Consider the following 17,205-nt stretch of genomic DNA (forward strand, 5'->3'; position numbering starts at 1 on the left):
TGGCATAACCGTATCAATCTCGGTCCAAACCTGACTTTGTTTCTATTATTAGAATTATCACTAAAACAAATCAGGCACGATTATGCACTTCGACTCCGGTCTTTTAGCGCTGCTTTTTGTCATTATTGCGCTTTTTATTGGTGCCCTTGTTCGGCATCTTTTGAAAGGTTCCCAAGTACCTTACACCGTTGCCCTGCTAATACTCGGTATCGCAATTGGTTTGGCTCATCGCGGCAACGCATTTACCGACAATTATACGCTTATCGGCGAGACATTAAGCCTTGCCTCTGAGATCGATCCTCATCTGTTTCTGTTTTTGTTCCTACCAACACTCATCTTCGAAAGTGCTTTTGCGATGGAAGTTCATCTCTTTCGCAGAATGTTTACCCAAATCGTCATTCTCGCCGTCCCCGGATTAATGCTGGCGATATGGTTGACCGCTGAACTCGTGGCATGGGTATTACCTGAACATTGGCAGTGGAGCTGGGCACTCTGTTTAATGTTTGGCGCACTCATCAGTGCCACCGACCCGGTAGCCGTGGTTGCCTTGCTAAAAGAAGTCTCATCGAGAAAACGATTGGAGACGCTCATCGAAGGAGAATCACTCCTTAATGACGGAACTGCGATCGTTTTCTTCTCCCTTTTTTATGGCTGGGTATTGATGGAATTCAGCAACCCTGGCGAAGCGATCACAGCGCCACCATGGCAAGCTGTCGCGCAGTTTTTTGTCGTGGTGTTTGTCGGACTCGCCGTCGGACTTATCCTTGGTGGCTTGTGTATTTTGTGGATAGATCGGGTGTTTAACGATCCTATGATTGAGATTTCGCTCACCATTGCCGCCGCCTATTCGGCATTCTTTATTTCCGAAAACTTCCATGTTTCCGGCGTGGTCGCGGTGGTCACACTAGCGATTATGTTTGCCAGTGTGGGGAGAACAAGGATCAGCCCCGAGGTGGCAGGCTTCTTACATCATTTTTGGGAAATGATGGCTCACATGGCCAACACCTTAATTTTTCTTCTTGTTGGGATCTTGGTGGCCATTCGCGTCCCACTCGACGATAAAGAAGCTTGGTTGGCACTCTTTGTTCTCTATCTGGGCATCATGGCAATACGAGCCTGCTCCATCACCGTGTTCATGCCCATTCTCAAACGAATCGGTATTGGCATCACCTACGAAAAAGCCGTGGTTCTCTGCTGGGGTGGCTTGCGTGGCGCGGTTTCTCTGGCTCTGGCCATGACCGTAGCATCCTCCGACATCATTCCTAAACAGATTGGCGATCATGTGCTGTTTCTGTGTGCGGGCATTGTGGTGTTAACCATCTTGTTTAATGGATCCACGATGGGACACGTTTTGAAGTGGTTAAATCTAAGCAGCTTACCCCCGGGTAAGCAAGCTACAGTGGACAAAGCACAGCACGAAGTTAACCGAGTATTGCACGATATGCTACCCACGATGATGACCAGTGATTTTCTCAAAGGGGCTGATTGGGAAACCGTGAAACAAGGCGCTAAATTACAAGTGCTCAAAGAGTGCAATTCGCCCACAGAAATCACGCAGGATGAATTGCACACTGCTTACTTGCGGCGTCTGCTCGAAACCGAACGTAAACACTATTGGACACAATTCTCTCAAGGTCTGATTGGCAAACAAGCAACCAACAAATTGGTCGAAGCGGTTGAACATGCTCTCGATGGCGATCCTATCATTGGCCCTCGCAATGAGTTGTTTACCACTTGGCGTTTGCCCGATTGGGTGGAACCACTTCGTCAATACAATAGTTGGAACAAGCTGCTGCTCAAAGTTTATTTCCGTCGTTTGGCGTTGGGCTACGATGTGGCTCGTGGCTTTATCCAAGCTCAAGAAGCACTCGAAAGTCACATTGATACCCTAGCACCTGATGCCGAGATCGCCGTTATGGTTCGCCAACAAGTGGAGCTCAATAAACGCCTCACGTTTGAGCGAATCGAATCGCTACGGATGAGCTTTCCTGAAATTATCCAAGCCCTGCAATCCCAGGCCGCGACAAGGTTACTGCTCAACAGAGAGCGAGCGGTGATCAACGATCAACTAAAACAAGCAGTACTGGACAAACCTGAGGCACAAAAATTGCTGAATATGGTTGAAGAGCGTATGGCAGCTCTGCAAAAAGAATCCATTTTTGACAAGTCGCAGGAGCAAAAGCTCATTAATGACATTCCTTGGGCTAGAGAGCTGAAGAGCAAAACTCGTGAAGAGCTCACCAGTTGGATAGAACACACCGTCTATGACGCAGGTCAGTTGATTTGTGAGAATCAGCGACCACTCAACCGAATTGGCATTGTCAGCCGCGGCAGCATCACGGAACTCTATGAAACGCGTTCCGACGACAACCTAGAGAAAGTTCGTACCACGATTGGTCCGGGAGAAACCTTTGCCTTGATCTCGCTGCTCACTGGCAAAACCAACGCTCAGTATGTCTCGGATACACCGACAGATATTATGTGGCTGCCCGTAGATAAACTGAAGCTACTCATGAATCAAGATCCCAATCTAACGGCGGTGGTCTGCCAACTATTTAAGCAGCTCAAATCGGTCTAAGCGCTAGAAAAACAAACGCCGCTTTTAAAGCGGCGTTTGTTTATTTTCCAGTAAAGCTCAGCGGGATCTCCGCCAATTGGTTACCGAGGTTGCTCGGGAACACCAAATATTCACCATGATATTTGACGTTAGATTTATAGTCCGTCACCTTGTGAACCATAAAACCCGCTGCGCTCGCTTTCTCAACGAAACCGGCATGGTGACCACGAACAAACCAGCTCATCGGTTTCACTAATAGCTCGCCGTCAAAACAGTTTTCGCACTGCTGCGCGCACAGTGCCAAAGAGTTCTGTCCTTCCGTGAAAATCTGCACTTTGCCACAGCCGACAATCGGATCTGAAGTCGACACTTCCCAGCCCGCGTTTTCCATTTCATCGAGAAAAGCTTCGATCTGTTTGTCGGTAATCGCTTTTGGTGCGCCCTCTTGGGCAAAGAACGAAGCATAAAACGCAGAAATACGTTGGAACGTTGGCAACAGCGCCGCGTCATTTCCTTTCGAGCGTCCTGCTTTTTGCCAGCGAGTTAAGTCCGCGACAACACAACGGTCGAAACGCTGACCTTTCAGCGCTTTGGTCACCCAACGTACCAAAAAGTGGTTGTTGGCAATCGGTGCGTCGACCAATTTGCCCGATTGATGTTCCGCAGCCAGCTCAGCGAGTGCGGTATTCACTAAGCGCTGAATTTCACTTGTGTAGTTCGACATTATGCTTTTCGTCCGAAAATCCAATAAAACAGTGCTGAAAGCACAGAGCACGCAGACATCACTAGCACCATAGGCCAAGTCACTCCTGATGGCAGTATCGCAACCAAAGCACCAACTAGAGAGCCAGTGCCAAAACGCAATGTGCCCGCCAGAGAAGACGCCGTCCCTGCCATATTAGGGTAGCCAGAAAGCAATAGCGCCATTGCGTTACTGCCGATGGTAGAAAGTGTGCCGATAAATAGAACCACGAATGGTACCGTGCCCCATAGCCCAAGGTCTAGTAGCCAACTGACAAATAGACCAAGACCGGCGATCAATTGAACAGTCAGCCCCAAACGCAACATGAAATGCGACCCTACTTTCTTCACCATTCGGCCATTTAGGCTGGTCATGATGATCATCGCAACGATGTTCAAGCCAAACAAATAGCCAAACTGATCGGGTGAAATACCATAAATATCAATATAGACAAACGAGCCTGCGGTTAAAAAAGCAAACATTCCGGAGAAAGAGAACGCGCCAGACAGAATCAACCCCATCGCTGTTTTGTTACAGCATAACTTTAAGTAGTTACGCATGGTCGTTTTGAAGCGCAATGGCTGTCGGTTTTCTACCTTGAGTGTTTCTGGTATTTGCCACCAGACAAGGGCGATCACGATAACGGCAAAAAACGCCAGCACCCAGAAAATTGAACGCCAGCCAAACCAAATGGCTAGGTGCCCACCGATCATTGGCGCGACAAGGGGTGCAATAGTGATCACCAATGTGACGAACGACATCGCACGCGCAAAGTCCTCGCGATCAAACATATCGCGAACCACGGCTTGAATGATCACCGCTGCCGCGGCCCCCGCAAAGCCTTGCGCGGTGCGTACATACGTTAACGCATCAATGCCATTGGTCGTGGCGCTGACCACCGCCGCTAGGCCAAAAAAGAGCACCCCAAGCAACAAAACCGGACGTCGACCAAAACTGTCTGCCAGTGGACCATGAATCAGTTGGCCGAGCGCAAAACCTGCGGTATAAGCGGTTAAAGTAAACTGCACCGCACCGGCATCGACGCCCAAATCGCGTGCTATGGTCGGCATCGCTGGTAGATACATGTCGATGGCCAAGGGTGTCAACGCACCGATGGCACCGAGTACAGCAAACAAAAAGAGGCTAATTTGTGATTGGCTAACGGCTTGAGATTGATTGGTCATTGATTCTCCGTTTTGGTTGCGATTGCGTCGCAACACTCCGGTCACAATACAATCTCGTTGCCCATGTTCCACAACAGTTTGCCAAACGTTGGCCGTTGTCCTTTCTGCTAGAAATTCTGGGAGGGAAATGATGGCGTGATGCCATAGCAGCCTGCGTGAAGAGGTTAAAGAAATGTCAGCAGGCTGAACTATTGTGATACAGATTAGGCAGAAAGACTAGTTCCGTATAGGAACTAAATCATTTCCAAACAGAGTCTATTTCTTCCTGAGTGAGGTAACGGTATTCTCCCGGCTCAAGACTTTCATCCAGCTCGATCGCGCCAATACGCTCACGATGTAATTGCTCAACTTTGTTACCCAATGCCGCGAACATGCGTTTCACTTGATGGTATTTGCCCTCATGGATAGTCAGCAGCACTTCGTTTTCATCCGCATTGACGATGGTCATCTGCGCTGGAAGCGTTAGCTCCTTTTCGTTACGCAATTGTACGCCTTCGGCCAGTTTTTCTGCATAATCACTGCCAATCGGGTCCGCCAACCAAACACGGTAAGTTTTGTCGCATTTATGCTTAGGCGAAGTAATACGGTGTGACCACTTACCGTCGTCGGTGATCAACACCAAGCCCGTGGTATCCACATCCAAACGACCTGCAAAATGAAGCTCATCCATTTTTACTTCGTCTAATAAAACAAACGCAGTGTGGTTGAAACCATCTTCATGCGAGCAGACAAAACCTTCAGGCTTGTAAAGCATAATGTAACGCGGTCCTTGCATCGCCAGCTCGCGCCCTTGCCATTCAACCACACACTCTTCCGTTACTTTTACCGCACCGCTTTTTTGCACTTGTTCGTTAACGGTCACTTCACCACTTTTTAGGATCTTAGTGGCCTCTTTTCGCGTCGCGCCAAGCGCATCGCAAAGAAATTTATCTAAACGCATGAATACCTCATCTGGTTAAGGTCGGGTATTATAGCGAGCTCACAAAGAATAGTTGAGTGATTTCATCGTTTCCATGTACACCCTCAGACCTTATCAAGCCGACTCAGTCAAAGCCGTTGTGCACTATTTTCGCCGCCATTCCACGCCGGCAGTCATTGTGCTGCCAACTGGGGCGGGCAAAAGTTTAGTGATTGCCGAATTAGCACGATTGGCGAAAGGACGCGTATTGGTGCTGGCGCATGTAAAAGAGCTGGTTGAACAAAATCACGCGAAATATGAGGGATATGGCTTACAAGGTTCGATTTTTTCGGCAGGATTGGGACGAAAAGAAACCCAACATCAGGTGGTTTTCGCCTCTGTTCAATCGGTCGTTCGAAATTTAGAGCAGTTTCGTAATCAATTCTCTCTGCTGGTAATCGATGAATGCCACCGAGTACCGGAAGAAAAAAGCAGCAGCTATCAAAAAGTCATTAGCCATTTAACGGATCTCAATCCGGGGATAAAAATCCTCGGCCTAACGGCCACGCCTTATCGCTTAGGCATCGGCTGGATTTACCAATATCACACTCGCGGCCAAGTTCGCAGCGAAGACGCGCGATTTTTCCGCGATTGTATTTTTGAATTACCCATTCGCTATTTGCTCGATGAAGGCTTTCTTACCCCAGCCAGAATGATGGACGCCCCCGTCTTGGCGTATGATTTTTCACAGCTGAAACCCGCTAACACAGGCCGCTATAAAGAAGCAGAGCTGTATATGGTGATCGATAAAGCCAAGCGTGCGACACCGCAGATCGTTGATCAAATCCTTCATCTCGCCCAAACCAAGCAGGGTGTGATGATTTTTGCAGCCACGGTGCGTCATGCCCAAGAGATCCACGGCTTATTGCCCGTAGATGACAGCGCTATCGTCATTGGTGACACGCCGACACCAGAACGAGATGAGATCATCCGTCGCTTCAAAGCGCGTGAAATCAAGTTTTTGGTCAACGTCTCGGTGCTCACAACCGGCTTTGATGCGCCCCATGTTGATCTGATTGCGATTCTGCGCCCAACCGAGTCCATCAGCCTTTATCAACAAATTGTTGGGCGTGGTTTGAGGCTCTCCCCCGGCAAAGAAGAGTGTTTAGTGCTCGATTACGCGGGCAACAGCTATGACCTTTATCAACCAGAAGTCGGCGATCCCAAACCAGACTCAAACAGTGAGATCATCACCATTCCCTGCCCCGCTTGCGGCTTTAATAACAACTTTTGGGGCAAGCTCGACAGCAATGGCTTTTTGTTAGAGCACTTTGGCCGACGCTGCCAAGGGTATTTCACTGACGAAGAGAGTGGAGAGCGAGAGCATTGTGGTTATCGCTTTCGCGCCAAATATTGCGGTGAATGTGGCGCTGATAATGACATTGCAGCGCGCATCTGCCACGAATGCGATGCCACTTTAGTAGACCCAGATAAAAAGCTCAAAGAGGCGTTAAATCTCAAAGATGCGTTAGTGTTTGAATGCCTTGAGATGGTGTTGAGTGTGCATAAAAATCCTGAAGGCAAATCGCAGCTAAAAGTCAGCTATCTCGGCGATAATCAAGCCCAAGTGCATGAATTTTGGCCTTTAACCACCGCCAAACAGAAATTGCTGTTTAAGAATCAGTTTGTGCGACCTCACTTGGCAGACAAACATCGTCCTTTCGAAGAGGCCTCGCCAACCAAAGTGGTAGCTCACCAGCATCGATTCCGACCGCCACAATTTGTCATTGCCCGAAAAAGCGGCCGTTTTTGGAAGATGCGCGATAAAATTTTTGAAGATGAACTGCAAGAGCGCTAGCCTGATTCGGACAGAGACAAGGTTCACTTTCGATTCATCTTTATTCATTTATACTCGGCTCACACTCTTTACCAAGGTAAGAACATGTTAAATAGTAAGCTCACTTGCGCTCTTTTATTCTCTTCTCTCCTTGTTGCGCCCGCCATGGCGCAAAACCTTGAGCAAGATGGCCACAGACTTGTACAGGACGTCTACAAAGAAGGCACGGCAATCGAGTTTGATGAAGATCAGAACGAAGTATACCAAGCTGTGCAGCAAGGGTTGATCAAGCCTTTTTCTGAACTTTATTCTACCGTCGACAAACAACTCAATGGTCGCCTGATCAAAGTCGAGTTAGAAGAAGATGATGACGAATGGATCTATGAGTTAAAATTGGTCCATGATAATCACATCATCAAAGTGGAGTACAACGCCACCACCTTGGAACTCATTGAGATAAAAGGTCGAAATTTACACGACGTCATCAAGAAATAGAGAAAGATCATATGAAAATTTTGGTAGTGGAAGATGACCCTCGTTTGGGCGAACAGATTATTGAATCCCTCGAAAAAACGGGCTGGGTGCCTGAGCTTTCTCAAGATGGAATCGATGCTTTGTACCGTGCGACGTCAGAAGAGTGGGATGCAATAGTGCTGGATCTAGGCCTACCGAAGTTAGACGGATTAACCGTACTAAAAGGCATTCGTGACGAAAACATCAACACACCAGTGGTTATTTTAAGTGCGCGAGATACCCTTACTCAACGCGTGGAAGGCTTAAACGCAGGTGCCGATGATTACTTAACCAAACCGTTTGAAATGGTTGAACTGATCGCTCGCATTCGCGCCCAATTGCGCCGAGCCTCCGGTAACGCGTCACCAGTAATGCAAATCGGAGACCTGAGCTTGGACACACGTACGTCAAAAGTGATGTGGCAGGGTCAGGCGGTGAGTTTGACCGCACTGGAATACAAAGTGGTTGCCTATTTTGTGCATAACGCCGATAAAGTGATTTCACGTACTGAGCTGGTGGAACACATCTACAAGCAAGACTTCGACCGTGATTCCAATACCATTGAAGTCTTCATTGGACGCATTCGTAAGAAGATCGCACCCAATATCATTAAAACCGTTCGCGGCCTTGGGTATCAGCTCAATGCCAACTAAGCGACCGCTTTTCAAGCACCTCAGCTTAAAAAGCCGCCTATTTTTGGCGGCTTGCCTGTGGGTGACCGCAATGATCATCGCTGCCGGTGTCGGGATTCCCAAGCTGGTTAAAGAGTATTTAGTCAGTGATGTGGAAAGCCAACTGCGCTTAGCGCTAGATGAAATTTCGGCCAACCTCGAAGCCGGTAAGAATGGTAGCATTGTTCTTTCATCACGACTTTCTGACCCTCGTTTCAGTCAGCCATACAGCGGCCTATATTGGACGGCAACGATCAACAACCAAACTCTGCGTTCTCGCTCTCTTTGGGATCGCACGATTCAAATCAAGCAAGGTCCCATACGAAAAACGGTGCTTGGGGCGAAAAATGAACGTTTAATTGTGTTAGAGCAGGATGTATTTCTCCCTGAGTACGTGAAACCCGTCCACATTGTGATTGGCATGGATGAAGCGCCGATGAAATCCACCTTGGACCATTTAACTGGACAACTGTGGATGATTCTCGGTCTGCTCTTTGTTGGCGTCATGACCGTGATTGGTTTGCAAATCGCTTGGTCATTCCGACCATTAGGGAAATTACAACGCGAGCTCAAAGCGCTAAGAGCCGGTAGCCAACAACAGCTCGAAGCCAGTTATCCAGCGGAAGTATCGCCGCTGATCGATGATCTCAATGCCCTGCTCTTCCATTATCAAGAGTTGTTGCAACGTGCTCGCAACCATGCGGGCAACTTATCTCACTCCTTAAAAACACCGCTATCTGTTTTGCGTAACGAAATCAGCCAATTGGATGTCGAATCAAGCCACAAGCTCTTACCACCGGTTGAACAGATTCAGCAGCATATTGATTACCATCTTGGTCGTGCTCGAATGGCAGGCTCGATGAATATTCTTTCGGTGAAATCCAACCCTTCTGAGCGTGTCGATGCCATTTCCATAGCGTTCGATAAAGTCTATGCCGAGCGAGATCTATTGCTTATCAACGAACTGGACAGTGAACTGGAGGTGGCCGTCGATCAAAGCGATCTCGACGAGATGCTGGGTAACTTACTTGAAAACAGCTACAAATGGGCGCGCAGCCAAATTCGAGTCCATAGCACACTAACAAGCGACGACCAGCTTACGCTCATCATCGAAGATAACGGGCCAGGAATCGCTGAGGAACACCTTACTCAGGTGCTGAAACGGGGTGTTCGCCTTGATGAGACCACGCCAGGTACCGGCCTGGGACTGAATATTGTCGCGGAAATGGCCTACAGCTATCGCGGCGATCTTACGCTAGAACGCAGCCAACTTGGCGGTTTACGCGCCAATTTAACCCTTAAGCTGGCAGCAAAGGGCTAGCGACGATAAGAAACCACTATAAAACAGCGCTTTTGGCGGAATATCAGTTGCTCAAAGCACGGTTGAGTGGTAGTATCCGCGCTCGCTTTGACAGGAAACTTCCTGTTGAAGCCATACTTACTTCTGTAAGGTCGCATTACAGGGTATGAAATTAACTTTTACTAATTTGAGAGTAAAACTATGAAATTTGAAGCAGTAGTACGTACTGAACTAGGTAAAGGTGCGAGCCGCCGCCTACGTCTTGCTGGCCAATTCCCAGCAGTTGTTTACGGTGGTGAAGCAGCACCAGTTGCAGTAGCACTAAACCACGATGACATCGTAAACCAAATGGACAAGCCTGAATTCTACGAAGCAATCACTCTAGTGATCGGCGGCGAAGAAGTTAAGGTTAAGCCACAAGACGTTCAACGTCACGCGTTCAAGCCAAAAGTTGAGCACATGGACTTCATCCGTATCTAATTCCTCACCAGGGAATTAATCGGATTTAATCCAACCTTTTGCATATATAAGATTCTCGGCCTTACCATCCGAACAATCTAAAAAATTCGAAACCCCAGAGACTTACCACCTCTGGGGTTTCACCGTTTTATGCCCTTTCCTACGTTTATACTCTCTCCCACATCGCTGCCTTCTTTAAGAAGCACCATCAAAACGCAAACCATCCAAAAGGCTTACTCCTTTTCATTCTATAATTTGCACTGCCTTTGCATTTTCTCTCGCATTCTCTGTAATCAGCTTCGACGCAACTTGAAGCAACAGCACATTAATCCTGATCGACGCTTTTAATTACCGCACGCTTTCTGCTACTTTCCGCTCAATTTTTTACTCTATCACCGTTTATATACAAACTACTTGGTGTGACAGTTCGGCAGCCAATAATCCTCCCTCGACAAACATCACGAGAAACGCTTTCGAGGGTGAGCTTTTTTGGGCCGATAGCACTGCGCCAGCAAGTAGGAAAGGAATCTATGAATTTTTGGCAAATACGCATTCTACCCGTCACTCTTTTGGGTGCTCTGTTATCGGGATGCGGCAGTGACAGCAGCAACTCATCCCCGGCAGAACCCAGCCGTCTAGAACCGAACCAACGCTACGATTTGCTTTATCGAGCGACCTTTGGCCCAACCCCAAATAGTTATCAACAAATGGCGTCAGTTGGCTACCAATCTTGGTTGGATCAGCAATTTTCAATGCCCCCCTCATTCCATCTTCCGCTCTTACAAAGTTATGTGATTGAGGGCGATACGCCCACTCAATCAGATCGCGTTGCAGTCTGGTGGCATCAGGCTAATCATGCTCCTGATCAACTGCGCCAGCGAGTCGCCTTTGCCTTGAGTGAGATCTTTGTTGTGTCACGTTATGGCGCCAGCCTCAATGGCCGTGCGCAAGAGCTCACACACTATTACGATATGCTGTTGGAACACGCTTTTGGCAATTATCGTGATCTGCTGGAAGCGGTAACTCGCCATCCCGTAATGGGCGACTACCTTTCGATGATGGCAAACCAGCACGCCGATCCGCAAAAGAACCGCTTCCCAGATGAGAACTACGCGCGCGAAGTGATGCAGCTATTTAGCATAGGTCTGTACCAACTCAACCAAGATGGCACCCCTTTACTCAATAACGGGGCCCTGCTCCCGACTTATTCACAAGATGACATCGAAAACTTAGCGCGAGTCTTTACCGGTTGGCACTTGGCGGACAAAAGTAATGGCAGTTGGACCAGTAAGCAGGGAGATTGGTTTCAAGCCATGGCACCTTATGCGGACAAACACGATAGCGATGAGAAGTTCGTCATGGGTGAGCGCTTCCCTGCTGGGCAAAGCATTGAACAAGATATGGCTCAAGCGATGGCGATGTTGACCAACCACCCCAATACCGGTCCATTCATCGCTCGCCTACTTATCCAAAGGCTAGTCACGTCCAACCCGTCCCCTCAGTATGTTGAACGTGTGGCTTTGGCCTTTAATGACAATGGCAACGGCATACGAGGCGATCTCAAAGCCGTCATCCAAGCTATTTTGCTCGACCCAGAAGCACTCAATGGCCCAACAGAGCGCTTGAAAGAGCCGCTGATTTCAATGGCCAATCTTTACCGTGCGCTCGAAGCCAAAAGTGCCGACCCAACCGGACGTTACCACAACAGCAATGGTACGTTTTTCGCCTTTGGCCAAGCGCCTCTCTCTTCTCCGAGTGTGTTCAATTTCTTCTCGCCGGACTACGCGCCAAATGTGCAAATGAAGGAAAAAGGCCTAGTAGCGCCAGAATTTCAGATTCTAAGCTGGAACAACTTCATTAATATCAGTAACCAGATGTGGTCTGCTACTGGAAACAGTCAATACGATTCAGAAGAGAACCCAAAGAAAATTGTCGTTAATCTCGCCCCGTTAGAAACGCTCGCGAATGATCATCCCGCGCTGATTGCCGAGCTGAGCCGACGCTTTCTGTCCGAGCAAATCAGCCCAGAACTTGCGCTCATCATTGAGCAGAACTTAAATCAGCTCAAAGAGCACCAACAAAACACCAAAGTGCGTAATGCGCTGCATATCATTTTGAACAGTCAAGAATTTCACACCGAGGTAAGCAACGCATGGTGACTCGTCGACAATTTATCTCTGCTCTCGCCGCCACACCTTTGGTATCGATGATAGGCAGCAAACCCAGCTTCGCTCTACCCACCAATGATTACAAAGCGCTTGTGTGCGTGTTTTTATTTGGTGGCAATGATGGCTTTAATATGTTGGTTCCGACCAGTGATGCCCATTACGATGAATATGCCCGCGCTCGGCCTGACATTGCGTTAGCTAAAGAATCGCTGTTGCCGCTGACATTGGCCACAGGTTCAACGCTCTCTTTGGGGCTTCACCCTGCCATGAGTGAACTGCAAGCATTAGTTAACCGCGGTAAAGCGATTCCCATTGTCAACAGTGGGGTACTCGTAGAACCCACAACCAAAGCAGAGCTCGTCAATGGAACTCGCGCTCTACCGCCTTTTCTTTTTTCACACAACTCACAACAAGCTGAATGGCAAAGGGGTTGGGCGGGCAGTTCCTCCACGTTAGGTTGGGCAGGCAGAATGATGGATGTGCTTTCCAATGGGCAGTTAGAAGTGAGCCCAACGTTCAGCATCAACGGCTATGTGCAGTGGCTGAATGGTGAGAAACAGCGCGCGAATCTGATCAACCCAGATGGCATGCCCACTTTATGGGCAAACAATAATACGTTGAGGAAACAAAGCTTTGACCAAGTTTTGGCGCTGCAGCCCGATAGCCTATTTGCACAAGCTTTTGATCAGGTGAAGAGCGATTCTATTACCATTCGAGATCAGCTTTCAGCCGCGCTAGAGTCCTCTCCTGAGGAGCCACACTTCCCAGATAACCGATTGAGCCAACAGCTTCATACCGTGGCAAGATTGATCAAATCCAGTGAACAACTAGGGCATCAAAGACAAGTGTATTTCGTTGGCATGGGTGGATACGACACCCATGCTAACCAATTGGTCGCCCATCAAACCTTGTTGGCTGAGCTAAGCCAATCCCTCGACGCCTTTAACACTTCGCTTGACAACGCCGGGATCGCCCATCAAGTCACTACCATGACAATGTCAGATTTCGGCCGAAGGCTTGCCAGCAATGGCTCGGGAACGGATCACGGTTGGGCAAGCAATCACTGGGTCATGGGTGGCGCTCTGCAATCTGGTCGGATTTATGGCCAATGGCCTTCCCTCATCCTTGATGGGGAAAACGATTTTAATCGCGGCCGAATGATTCCAACCACCTCCGTCGAACAAATCGGTGCCACGGTGGCAAAGTGGATGGGTATTCAAACTGAGCAGCAATTGCTCGATGTATTCCCCAATCTCAAGCATTTTGCGCAAAAAGATTTAGGATTCCTTGCTGGATGATGTCTTGTGGATGATCAGTTGCTTTCATTGGCTTTTTGCACTTGGACAACTCTTCCCTTGCCTGCGGATTTTGCTTGGTACATAGCGATATCCGCCTCGTGAATGAGGCTATCCACATTGGTTGACGTCGTCTCAACGTCAACCGTCACTAATCCAATACTTGCGCCAATGACGAGGGCTTTGCGCTCAACAATCACTGGTATCGCAATCGTCTCAAGCAGTGCTTGAGCGATTTGGGTCGCTTCTTGCGTCGATTGATTCTTCAATAAAACGATAAACTCATCTCCGGCATAACGAGCCGCCATGTCCTCCTGACCCACAGTATCCAGTAACCGCTGAGCGACCGCTTTCAAAAGGAGATCGCCGGTTTGGTGACCATACTCATCATTGACGGCTTTAAAGCCATCAAGGTCAATAAATAACAGTGAAAACGGCTGCTTACGCTCCAAGAATTTTGCTATCGCTTGTCTCACGGCAGTACGATTCGGCAAATCCGTGACAGAATCATGTGACGCAAGATGACGCGCAAAACGCTCTGCCGATTTCAGCTCTTTGGTTCTTTCTAAGACTCTAAATTCGAGCTCTTTTCGCCCACGATTCACTTCATTAGCCATGAGATTGAAGCTTTCCACCAACGCTTGAGTCTCTTTAATTCCAGTAAAACCTTCGATGGTTTCCAAATGAGAGATGTGGCTCTCCGTCATTCCTTGAATTTGTTTAGTGAGTTTCCTTATTGGCCGCATTAGCAGACCCGAGAGCTGCCAACTTAAGATAAAACAGATGACAAAACAGGCGATGGCTACCACAAACGTCACTTTTTTAAAATCGTTGATTGCAGCATCTAATTCACTCACGGGTTGAGGAATCATAATGCCCCAGCCTAACGTCGGCGTCACAGTAAACCCAGCAATCATGTCTGCCTTCATTGCCGGTGAATAAAAGCGCTCCACGCCGGTTTCCCCTCTTAACATCCGTTTTACCACACTGATTTTGGCAATATTTTTCGCCTGAGCTTGCCACTCTTTGTTCGGATGAGCCAATACGCTTCCGGTGTTATCGACAATAGCGGCATGCCCTTTCTCGCCAAAGCTCACCGCCTCTTGAAGCTGAGCAACATACTCATTCGCCATCGCCGCCACCCAAACTCGTCCGTATTTATCTTCACGATAGAGATAAATCGTGGGTTGAGGAAGAGACTGTGAAATCACCGGGGTAACTCGCGTGATTTGATCGGCGTTGAGATCCAAGGTTTTGGGAAAATAGACGGGCTCACCAAACAACACTCGACGTTGCATGGTGTTTTTTGAATAACGCGCCAAAGCATGTAAATTGAGCTGCTGGAGAAGGTTAATTTGTTGGGCAGAGAGTTCATTGCTATCAAACTCATCGCTGATCGATTCAAACACCGAGAGCACATCGACGCTGTAGCGCTCTAAAGCGGCACTCAGGTTTTTGGCAAGCAGTAAGTGCTTTTCATTCACGGCTCGATACTCTTTCTCAAGTGCATGCTGAACCGCCCAGTACGAAAAAAGCACAATAGGTACAACAGACACTAACAGCATCACTGATAACAAAATTGCACGCAGAGAAGGTCGCAATACAGGCATAAGCGTTCCAAACATTCGCAACAAGTTCATAAGCACCTTAGCTGTGCTTAACGTTAACCTGCGCCAACTGTCATTTATAGAAATTATAATGATTTATAAGATACGGCGTTTAGAGGTGGCATCAAAGTCATCATCTGTAGTTCGTGTCCGCCATTCATAATTTTTATGAATAAATTTGCAAGAATCTCACTTATTAGAATAGCGCTAACGCCGCTCGATACAAATTTCATGAGCGCGATGATCCCATCTTGATCCTTCATCGCCATTCACCAACGAACAAAATCGCACAAGGGTATCAAGGCTCGCTTGAACGAATGCTTTGCTATAAGAAAAACTCAAAATTAAAAAACGAACAAAAAATAATCAAAATACCATTGACGAGATGTTGGCCCACTTCTAAATTTGATCAGTACCTAAACAACCCACCCTCGACATGGTCGCTGGCTTGCAACCAAACGAGGAGGTTGCTATCGACTTAGATATAGACCGATGTCGTTTAGGTTTCATTTCACGTCTCTGAGAACCGTTAGATACGTGATAAGAGATGGCGTGCCTATCTGCTCTGAGACAATGTGTTTAATGCCAAGCGATTGATTTCAAATGGCCTCCAGAGAATTCGTACCACTAACGTACGAGTAAGAGCAGTTTTACGCCTTAAACACTGCTGCTATGTATTCACGGAGGTTAGAAATATGAAACGAGCCAGCAAATCCTATCGTCTACAGCTCATAAGAGAAGTGGTGACACGACGCGAGCTGCAAACCAGTAACGACCCTATGGCGAATTACATCTATCAACTGATGACAGACAAAACGCATTCAACGCATGACGTTGAACAAAATCATAAATTTATCGGTTGCCATTTTGATGAGCATGCCGGGGGGTGGGTAAACGATAAGTGGGGGCTAAAATAGTCATCAACGAATGCATTTAGCTCTCCTTAGTCAACAGATCTCAAAAGTGTACTAGGGAGAGTTAAAATAAATCTTGCTGCGGGCTTTGTACTTCTTCTTTTGTGCTTGATGGATCTTTACCCTGTGCAAGCTTACGACGATAACGCTGACGACAGAGTTTAATCACGTGCAGCTGTTCACTTGGTGTCATGTTTAGCCAGTTAAAACGCTCTTCACGTTTACGCATGCATCCATTGCAATAACCTTTGTCATCGACACTGCAAACCCCCACACAAGGGCTGGGTACAGTGAAAAACTCCAATTGCTCCATACCGCCTCCTGCTGCTTATCGCTCTCACTGTTCACTCTAATCGTATCTCCATGAGGTAAGAAAGCATTCTCTAATGAAAACATGACCATGGTTGCTTTAAACGACAAATTTTCATACGAAACTATGACCGTATTCTGACAAATACAGCGTTCGATTAACTATACTTCCCACGTTCCCTAAATTCGGAGTTAATATAATGAAGCTTAGTTCAAAAACACTACTTGCTGCTATCTCAATGCCTATCCTAGTAACTGCGTGCGTAAGCAATGGTGACAACGTGAAACAATTAACAGCTCAAGATTTACAGCACCATAATTGGGAACTCGTCAGCATTGATGGCAATGCCATTACAATCAACGAACATCAGCAAGCCCCTCGTCTTGAAGTGGGTGAAAACATGATGGCCAATGGTAACGCGGGTTGTAATAACTTCTTTGGCCAAGCCGAGCTGAAAGATAACCAGTTCCGCATTGAAAAAATGGGCATGACCATGAAGATGTGTATCGATGACGCGATGAACACTGAACAAGCCGTCTCTCAAACCTTGTCTGACTGGAGTGATATCACCCTTACAAAAGACAGCCTAGTGTTGAAAAACAGCAACCACACGCTCACATTCACATTGAAAGATTGGAAAAACTAATCCAGTTTGATCGATTTTTTAGGGCCGCTTTTCGCGGTCCTTTTTATTATCTCGCGACTCTATACCTCTCTTCCCCTCCTACATTCTCTCATCTTGCATCATGG

At 47.6% G+C, this 17,205-nt stretch carries 15 protein-coding genes; 10 read left to right on the top strand and 5 right to left on the bottom strand.

All coding sequences use genetic code 11. The annotated features are described in order from the left end of the window. The first annotated feature begins 82 nt into the window (after positions 1-82). A complete protein-coding gene (locus VV1_RS13510) occupies positions 83-2,578 on the top strand; it encodes a cation:proton antiporter (RefSeq protein ID WP_011080666.1) in 2,496 nt (831 codons plus the stop codon). Between the two features lie 40 nt (positions 2,579-2,618). Here the strand turns inward: VV1_RS13510 and VV1_RS13515 are convergent, their stop codons facing one another. The 3 genes from VV1_RS13515 to rsuA form a co-directional block, all read right to left on the bottom strand. Continuing rightward, a complete protein-coding gene (locus tag VV1_RS13515; protein ID WP_011080667.1) occupies positions 2,619-3,281 on the bottom strand; it encodes a DUF2913 family protein in 663 nt (220 codons plus the stop codon). Then, positions 3,281-4,483 (bottom strand): Bcr/CflA family multidrug efflux MFS transporter, encoded by a 1,203-nt coding sequence (locus VV1_RS13520; protein WP_013571975.1) that lies wholly within the window; start codon positions 4,481-4,483, stop codon positions 3,281-3,283. Before VV1_RS13520 ends, VV1_RS13515 begins: the two co-directional genes overlap by 1 nt. Positions 4,484-4,721: 238 nt before the next feature. Next, positions 4,722-5,423, bottom strand: a complete 702-nt coding sequence (gene rsuA / locus VV1_RS13525) for a 16S rRNA pseudouridine(516) synthase RsuA (protein WP_011080669.1) — start codon at positions 5,421-5,423, stop codon at positions 4,722-4,724. 73 nt (positions 5,424-5,496) lie between these two features. Between rsuA and radD the strand changes: the two genes are divergently transcribed. The 7 genes from radD to VV1_RS13560 all read left to right on the top strand — a co-directional run bounded on the left by radD (position 5,497) and on the right by VV1_RS13560 (position 13,627). After that, entirely contained in the window at positions 5,497-7,239 is a 1,743-nt protein-coding gene (gene radD, locus VV1_RS13530; RefSeq protein ID WP_011080670.1) for a DNA repair helicase RadD, read from the top strand. Positions 7,240-7,323: 84 nt separating this feature from the next. After that, on the top strand, positions 7,324-7,713 hold the full coding sequence (locus tag VV1_RS13535) for a PepSY domain-containing protein (RefSeq protein WP_011080671.1): 390 nt from the start codon (positions 7,324-7,326) through the stop codon (positions 7,711-7,713). A gap of 11 nt (positions 7,714-7,724) precedes the next feature. Continuing rightward, positions 7,725-8,384: a response regulator transcription factor gene (locus tag VV1_RS13540; RefSeq protein WP_011080672.1), complete on the top strand. Its 660-nt coding sequence runs from the start codon at positions 7,725-7,727 to the stop codon at positions 8,382-8,384. Continuing rightward, positions 8,374-9,723, top strand: a complete 1,350-nt coding sequence (locus VV1_RS13545; RefSeq protein ID WP_011080673.1) for an ATP-binding protein — start codon at positions 8,374-8,376, stop codon at positions 9,721-9,723. Before VV1_RS13540 ends, VV1_RS13545 begins: the two co-directional genes overlap by 11 nt. 180 nt (positions 9,724-9,903) lie before the next feature. Beyond that, a complete protein-coding gene (gene rplY / locus VV1_RS13550; protein ID WP_011080674.1) occupies positions 9,904-10,182 on the top strand; it encodes a 50S ribosomal protein L25 in 279 nt (92 codons plus the stop codon). Positions 10,183-10,691: 509 nt separating this feature from the next. Then, on the top strand, positions 10,692-12,320 hold the full coding sequence (locus VV1_RS13555) for a DUF1800 domain-containing protein (RefSeq protein ID WP_011080675.1): 1,629 nt from the start codon (positions 10,692-10,694) through the stop codon (positions 12,318-12,320). Beyond that, a complete protein-coding gene (locus VV1_RS13560; RefSeq protein WP_011080676.1) occupies positions 12,314-13,627 on the top strand; it encodes a DUF1501 domain-containing protein in 1,314 nt (437 codons plus the stop codon). The genes VV1_RS13555 and VV1_RS13560 overlap by 7 nt, the downstream gene beginning before the upstream one ends. 14 nt (positions 13,628-13,641) lie before the next feature. Here the strand turns inward: VV1_RS13560 and VV1_RS13565 are convergent, their stop codons facing one another. Beyond that, positions 13,642-15,234: a sensor domain-containing diguanylate cyclase gene (locus VV1_RS13565; RefSeq protein ID WP_043921043.1), complete on the bottom strand. Its 1,593-nt coding sequence runs from the start codon at positions 15,232-15,234 to the stop codon at positions 13,642-13,644. A 692-nt stretch (positions 15,235-15,926) separates the two neighbouring features. Here VV1_RS13565 and VV1_RS13570 point away from each other — a divergent pair. Next, the gene (locus tag VV1_RS13570) at positions 15,927-16,148 is read left to right on the top strand and encodes a hypothetical protein (protein WP_011080679.1); all 222 of its coding nucleotides are present in this window, start codon (positions 15,927-15,929) and stop codon (positions 16,146-16,148) included. Between the two features lie 61 nt (positions 16,149-16,209). Here the strand turns inward: VV1_RS13570 and VV1_RS13575 are convergent, their stop codons facing one another. Continuing rightward, a complete protein-coding gene (locus tag VV1_RS13575) occupies positions 16,210-16,458 on the bottom strand; it encodes a DUF1289 domain-containing protein (RefSeq protein ID WP_011080680.1) in 249 nt (82 codons plus the stop codon). A gap of 196 nt (positions 16,459-16,654) precedes the next feature. Here VV1_RS13575 and VV1_RS13580 point away from each other — a divergent pair, with 196 nt between their 5' ends. Beyond that, entirely contained in the window at positions 16,655-17,101 is a 447-nt protein-coding gene (locus tag VV1_RS13580; RefSeq protein ID WP_011080681.1) for an META domain-containing protein, read from the top strand. The last annotated feature ends 104 nt before the right edge of the window (positions 17,102-17,205 follow it).

The organism is Vibrio vulnificus CMCP6, from assembly GCF_000039765.1.
GTDB classification, from domain to species: Bacteria; Pseudomonadota; Gammaproteobacteria; order Enterobacterales; family Vibrionaceae; genus Vibrio; species Vibrio vulnificus_B.

What these genes read in the sequence shown, in the direction of transcription:
- VV1_RS13510 (WP_011080666.1), top strand. Translation starts at nt 83, where the DNA reads ATGCACTTCGACTCCGGTCTTTTAGCGCTGCTTTTTGTCATTATTGCG.
- VV1_RS13515 (WP_011080667.1), bottom strand. Translation starts at nt 3,281, where the DNA reads ATGTCGAACTACACAAGTGAAATTCAGCGCTTAGTGAATACCGCACTC.
- VV1_RS13520 (WP_013571975.1), bottom strand. Translation starts at nt 4,483, where the DNA reads ATGACCAATCAATCTCAAGCCGTTAGCCAATCACAAATTAGCCTCTTT.
- rsuA (WP_011080669.1), bottom strand. Translation starts at nt 5,423, where the DNA reads ATGCGTTTAGATAAATTTCTTTGCGATGCGCTTGGCGCGACGCGAAAA.
- radD (WP_011080670.1), top strand. Translation starts at nt 5,497, where the DNA reads ATGTACACCCTCAGACCTTATCAAGCCGACTCAGTCAAAGCCGTTGTG.
- VV1_RS13535 (WP_011080671.1), top strand. Translation starts at nt 7,324, where the DNA reads ATGTTAAATAGTAAGCTCACTTGCGCTCTTTTATTCTCTTCTCTCCTT.
- VV1_RS13540 (WP_011080672.1), top strand. Translation starts at nt 7,725, where the DNA reads ATGAAAATTTTGGTAGTGGAAGATGACCCTCGTTTGGGCGAACAGATT.
- VV1_RS13545 (WP_011080673.1), top strand. Translation starts at nt 8,374, where the DNA reads ATGCCAACTAAGCGACCGCTTTTCAAGCACCTCAGCTTAAAAAGCCGC.
- rplY (WP_011080674.1), top strand. Translation starts at nt 9,904, where the DNA reads ATGAAATTTGAAGCAGTAGTACGTACTGAACTAGGTAAAGGTGCGAGC.
- VV1_RS13555 (WP_011080675.1), top strand. Translation starts at nt 10,692, where the DNA reads ATGAATTTTTGGCAAATACGCATTCTACCCGTCACTCTTTTGGGTGCT.
- VV1_RS13560 (WP_011080676.1), top strand. Translation starts at nt 12,314, where the DNA reads ATGGTGACTCGTCGACAATTTATCTCTGCTCTCGCCGCCACACCTTTG.
- VV1_RS13565 (WP_043921043.1), bottom strand. Translation starts at nt 15,234, where the DNA reads ATGCCTGTATTGCGACCTTCTCTGCGTGCAATTTTGTTATCAGTGATG.
- VV1_RS13570 (WP_011080679.1), top strand. Translation starts at nt 15,927, where the DNA reads ATGAAACGAGCCAGCAAATCCTATCGTCTACAGCTCATAAGAGAAGTG.
- VV1_RS13575 (WP_011080680.1), bottom strand. Translation starts at nt 16,458, where the DNA reads ATGGAGCAATTGGAGTTTTTCACTGTACCCAGCCCTTGTGTGGGGGTT.
- VV1_RS13580 (WP_011080681.1), top strand. Translation starts at nt 16,655, where the DNA reads ATGAAGCTTAGTTCAAAAACACTACTTGCTGCTATCTCAATGCCTATC.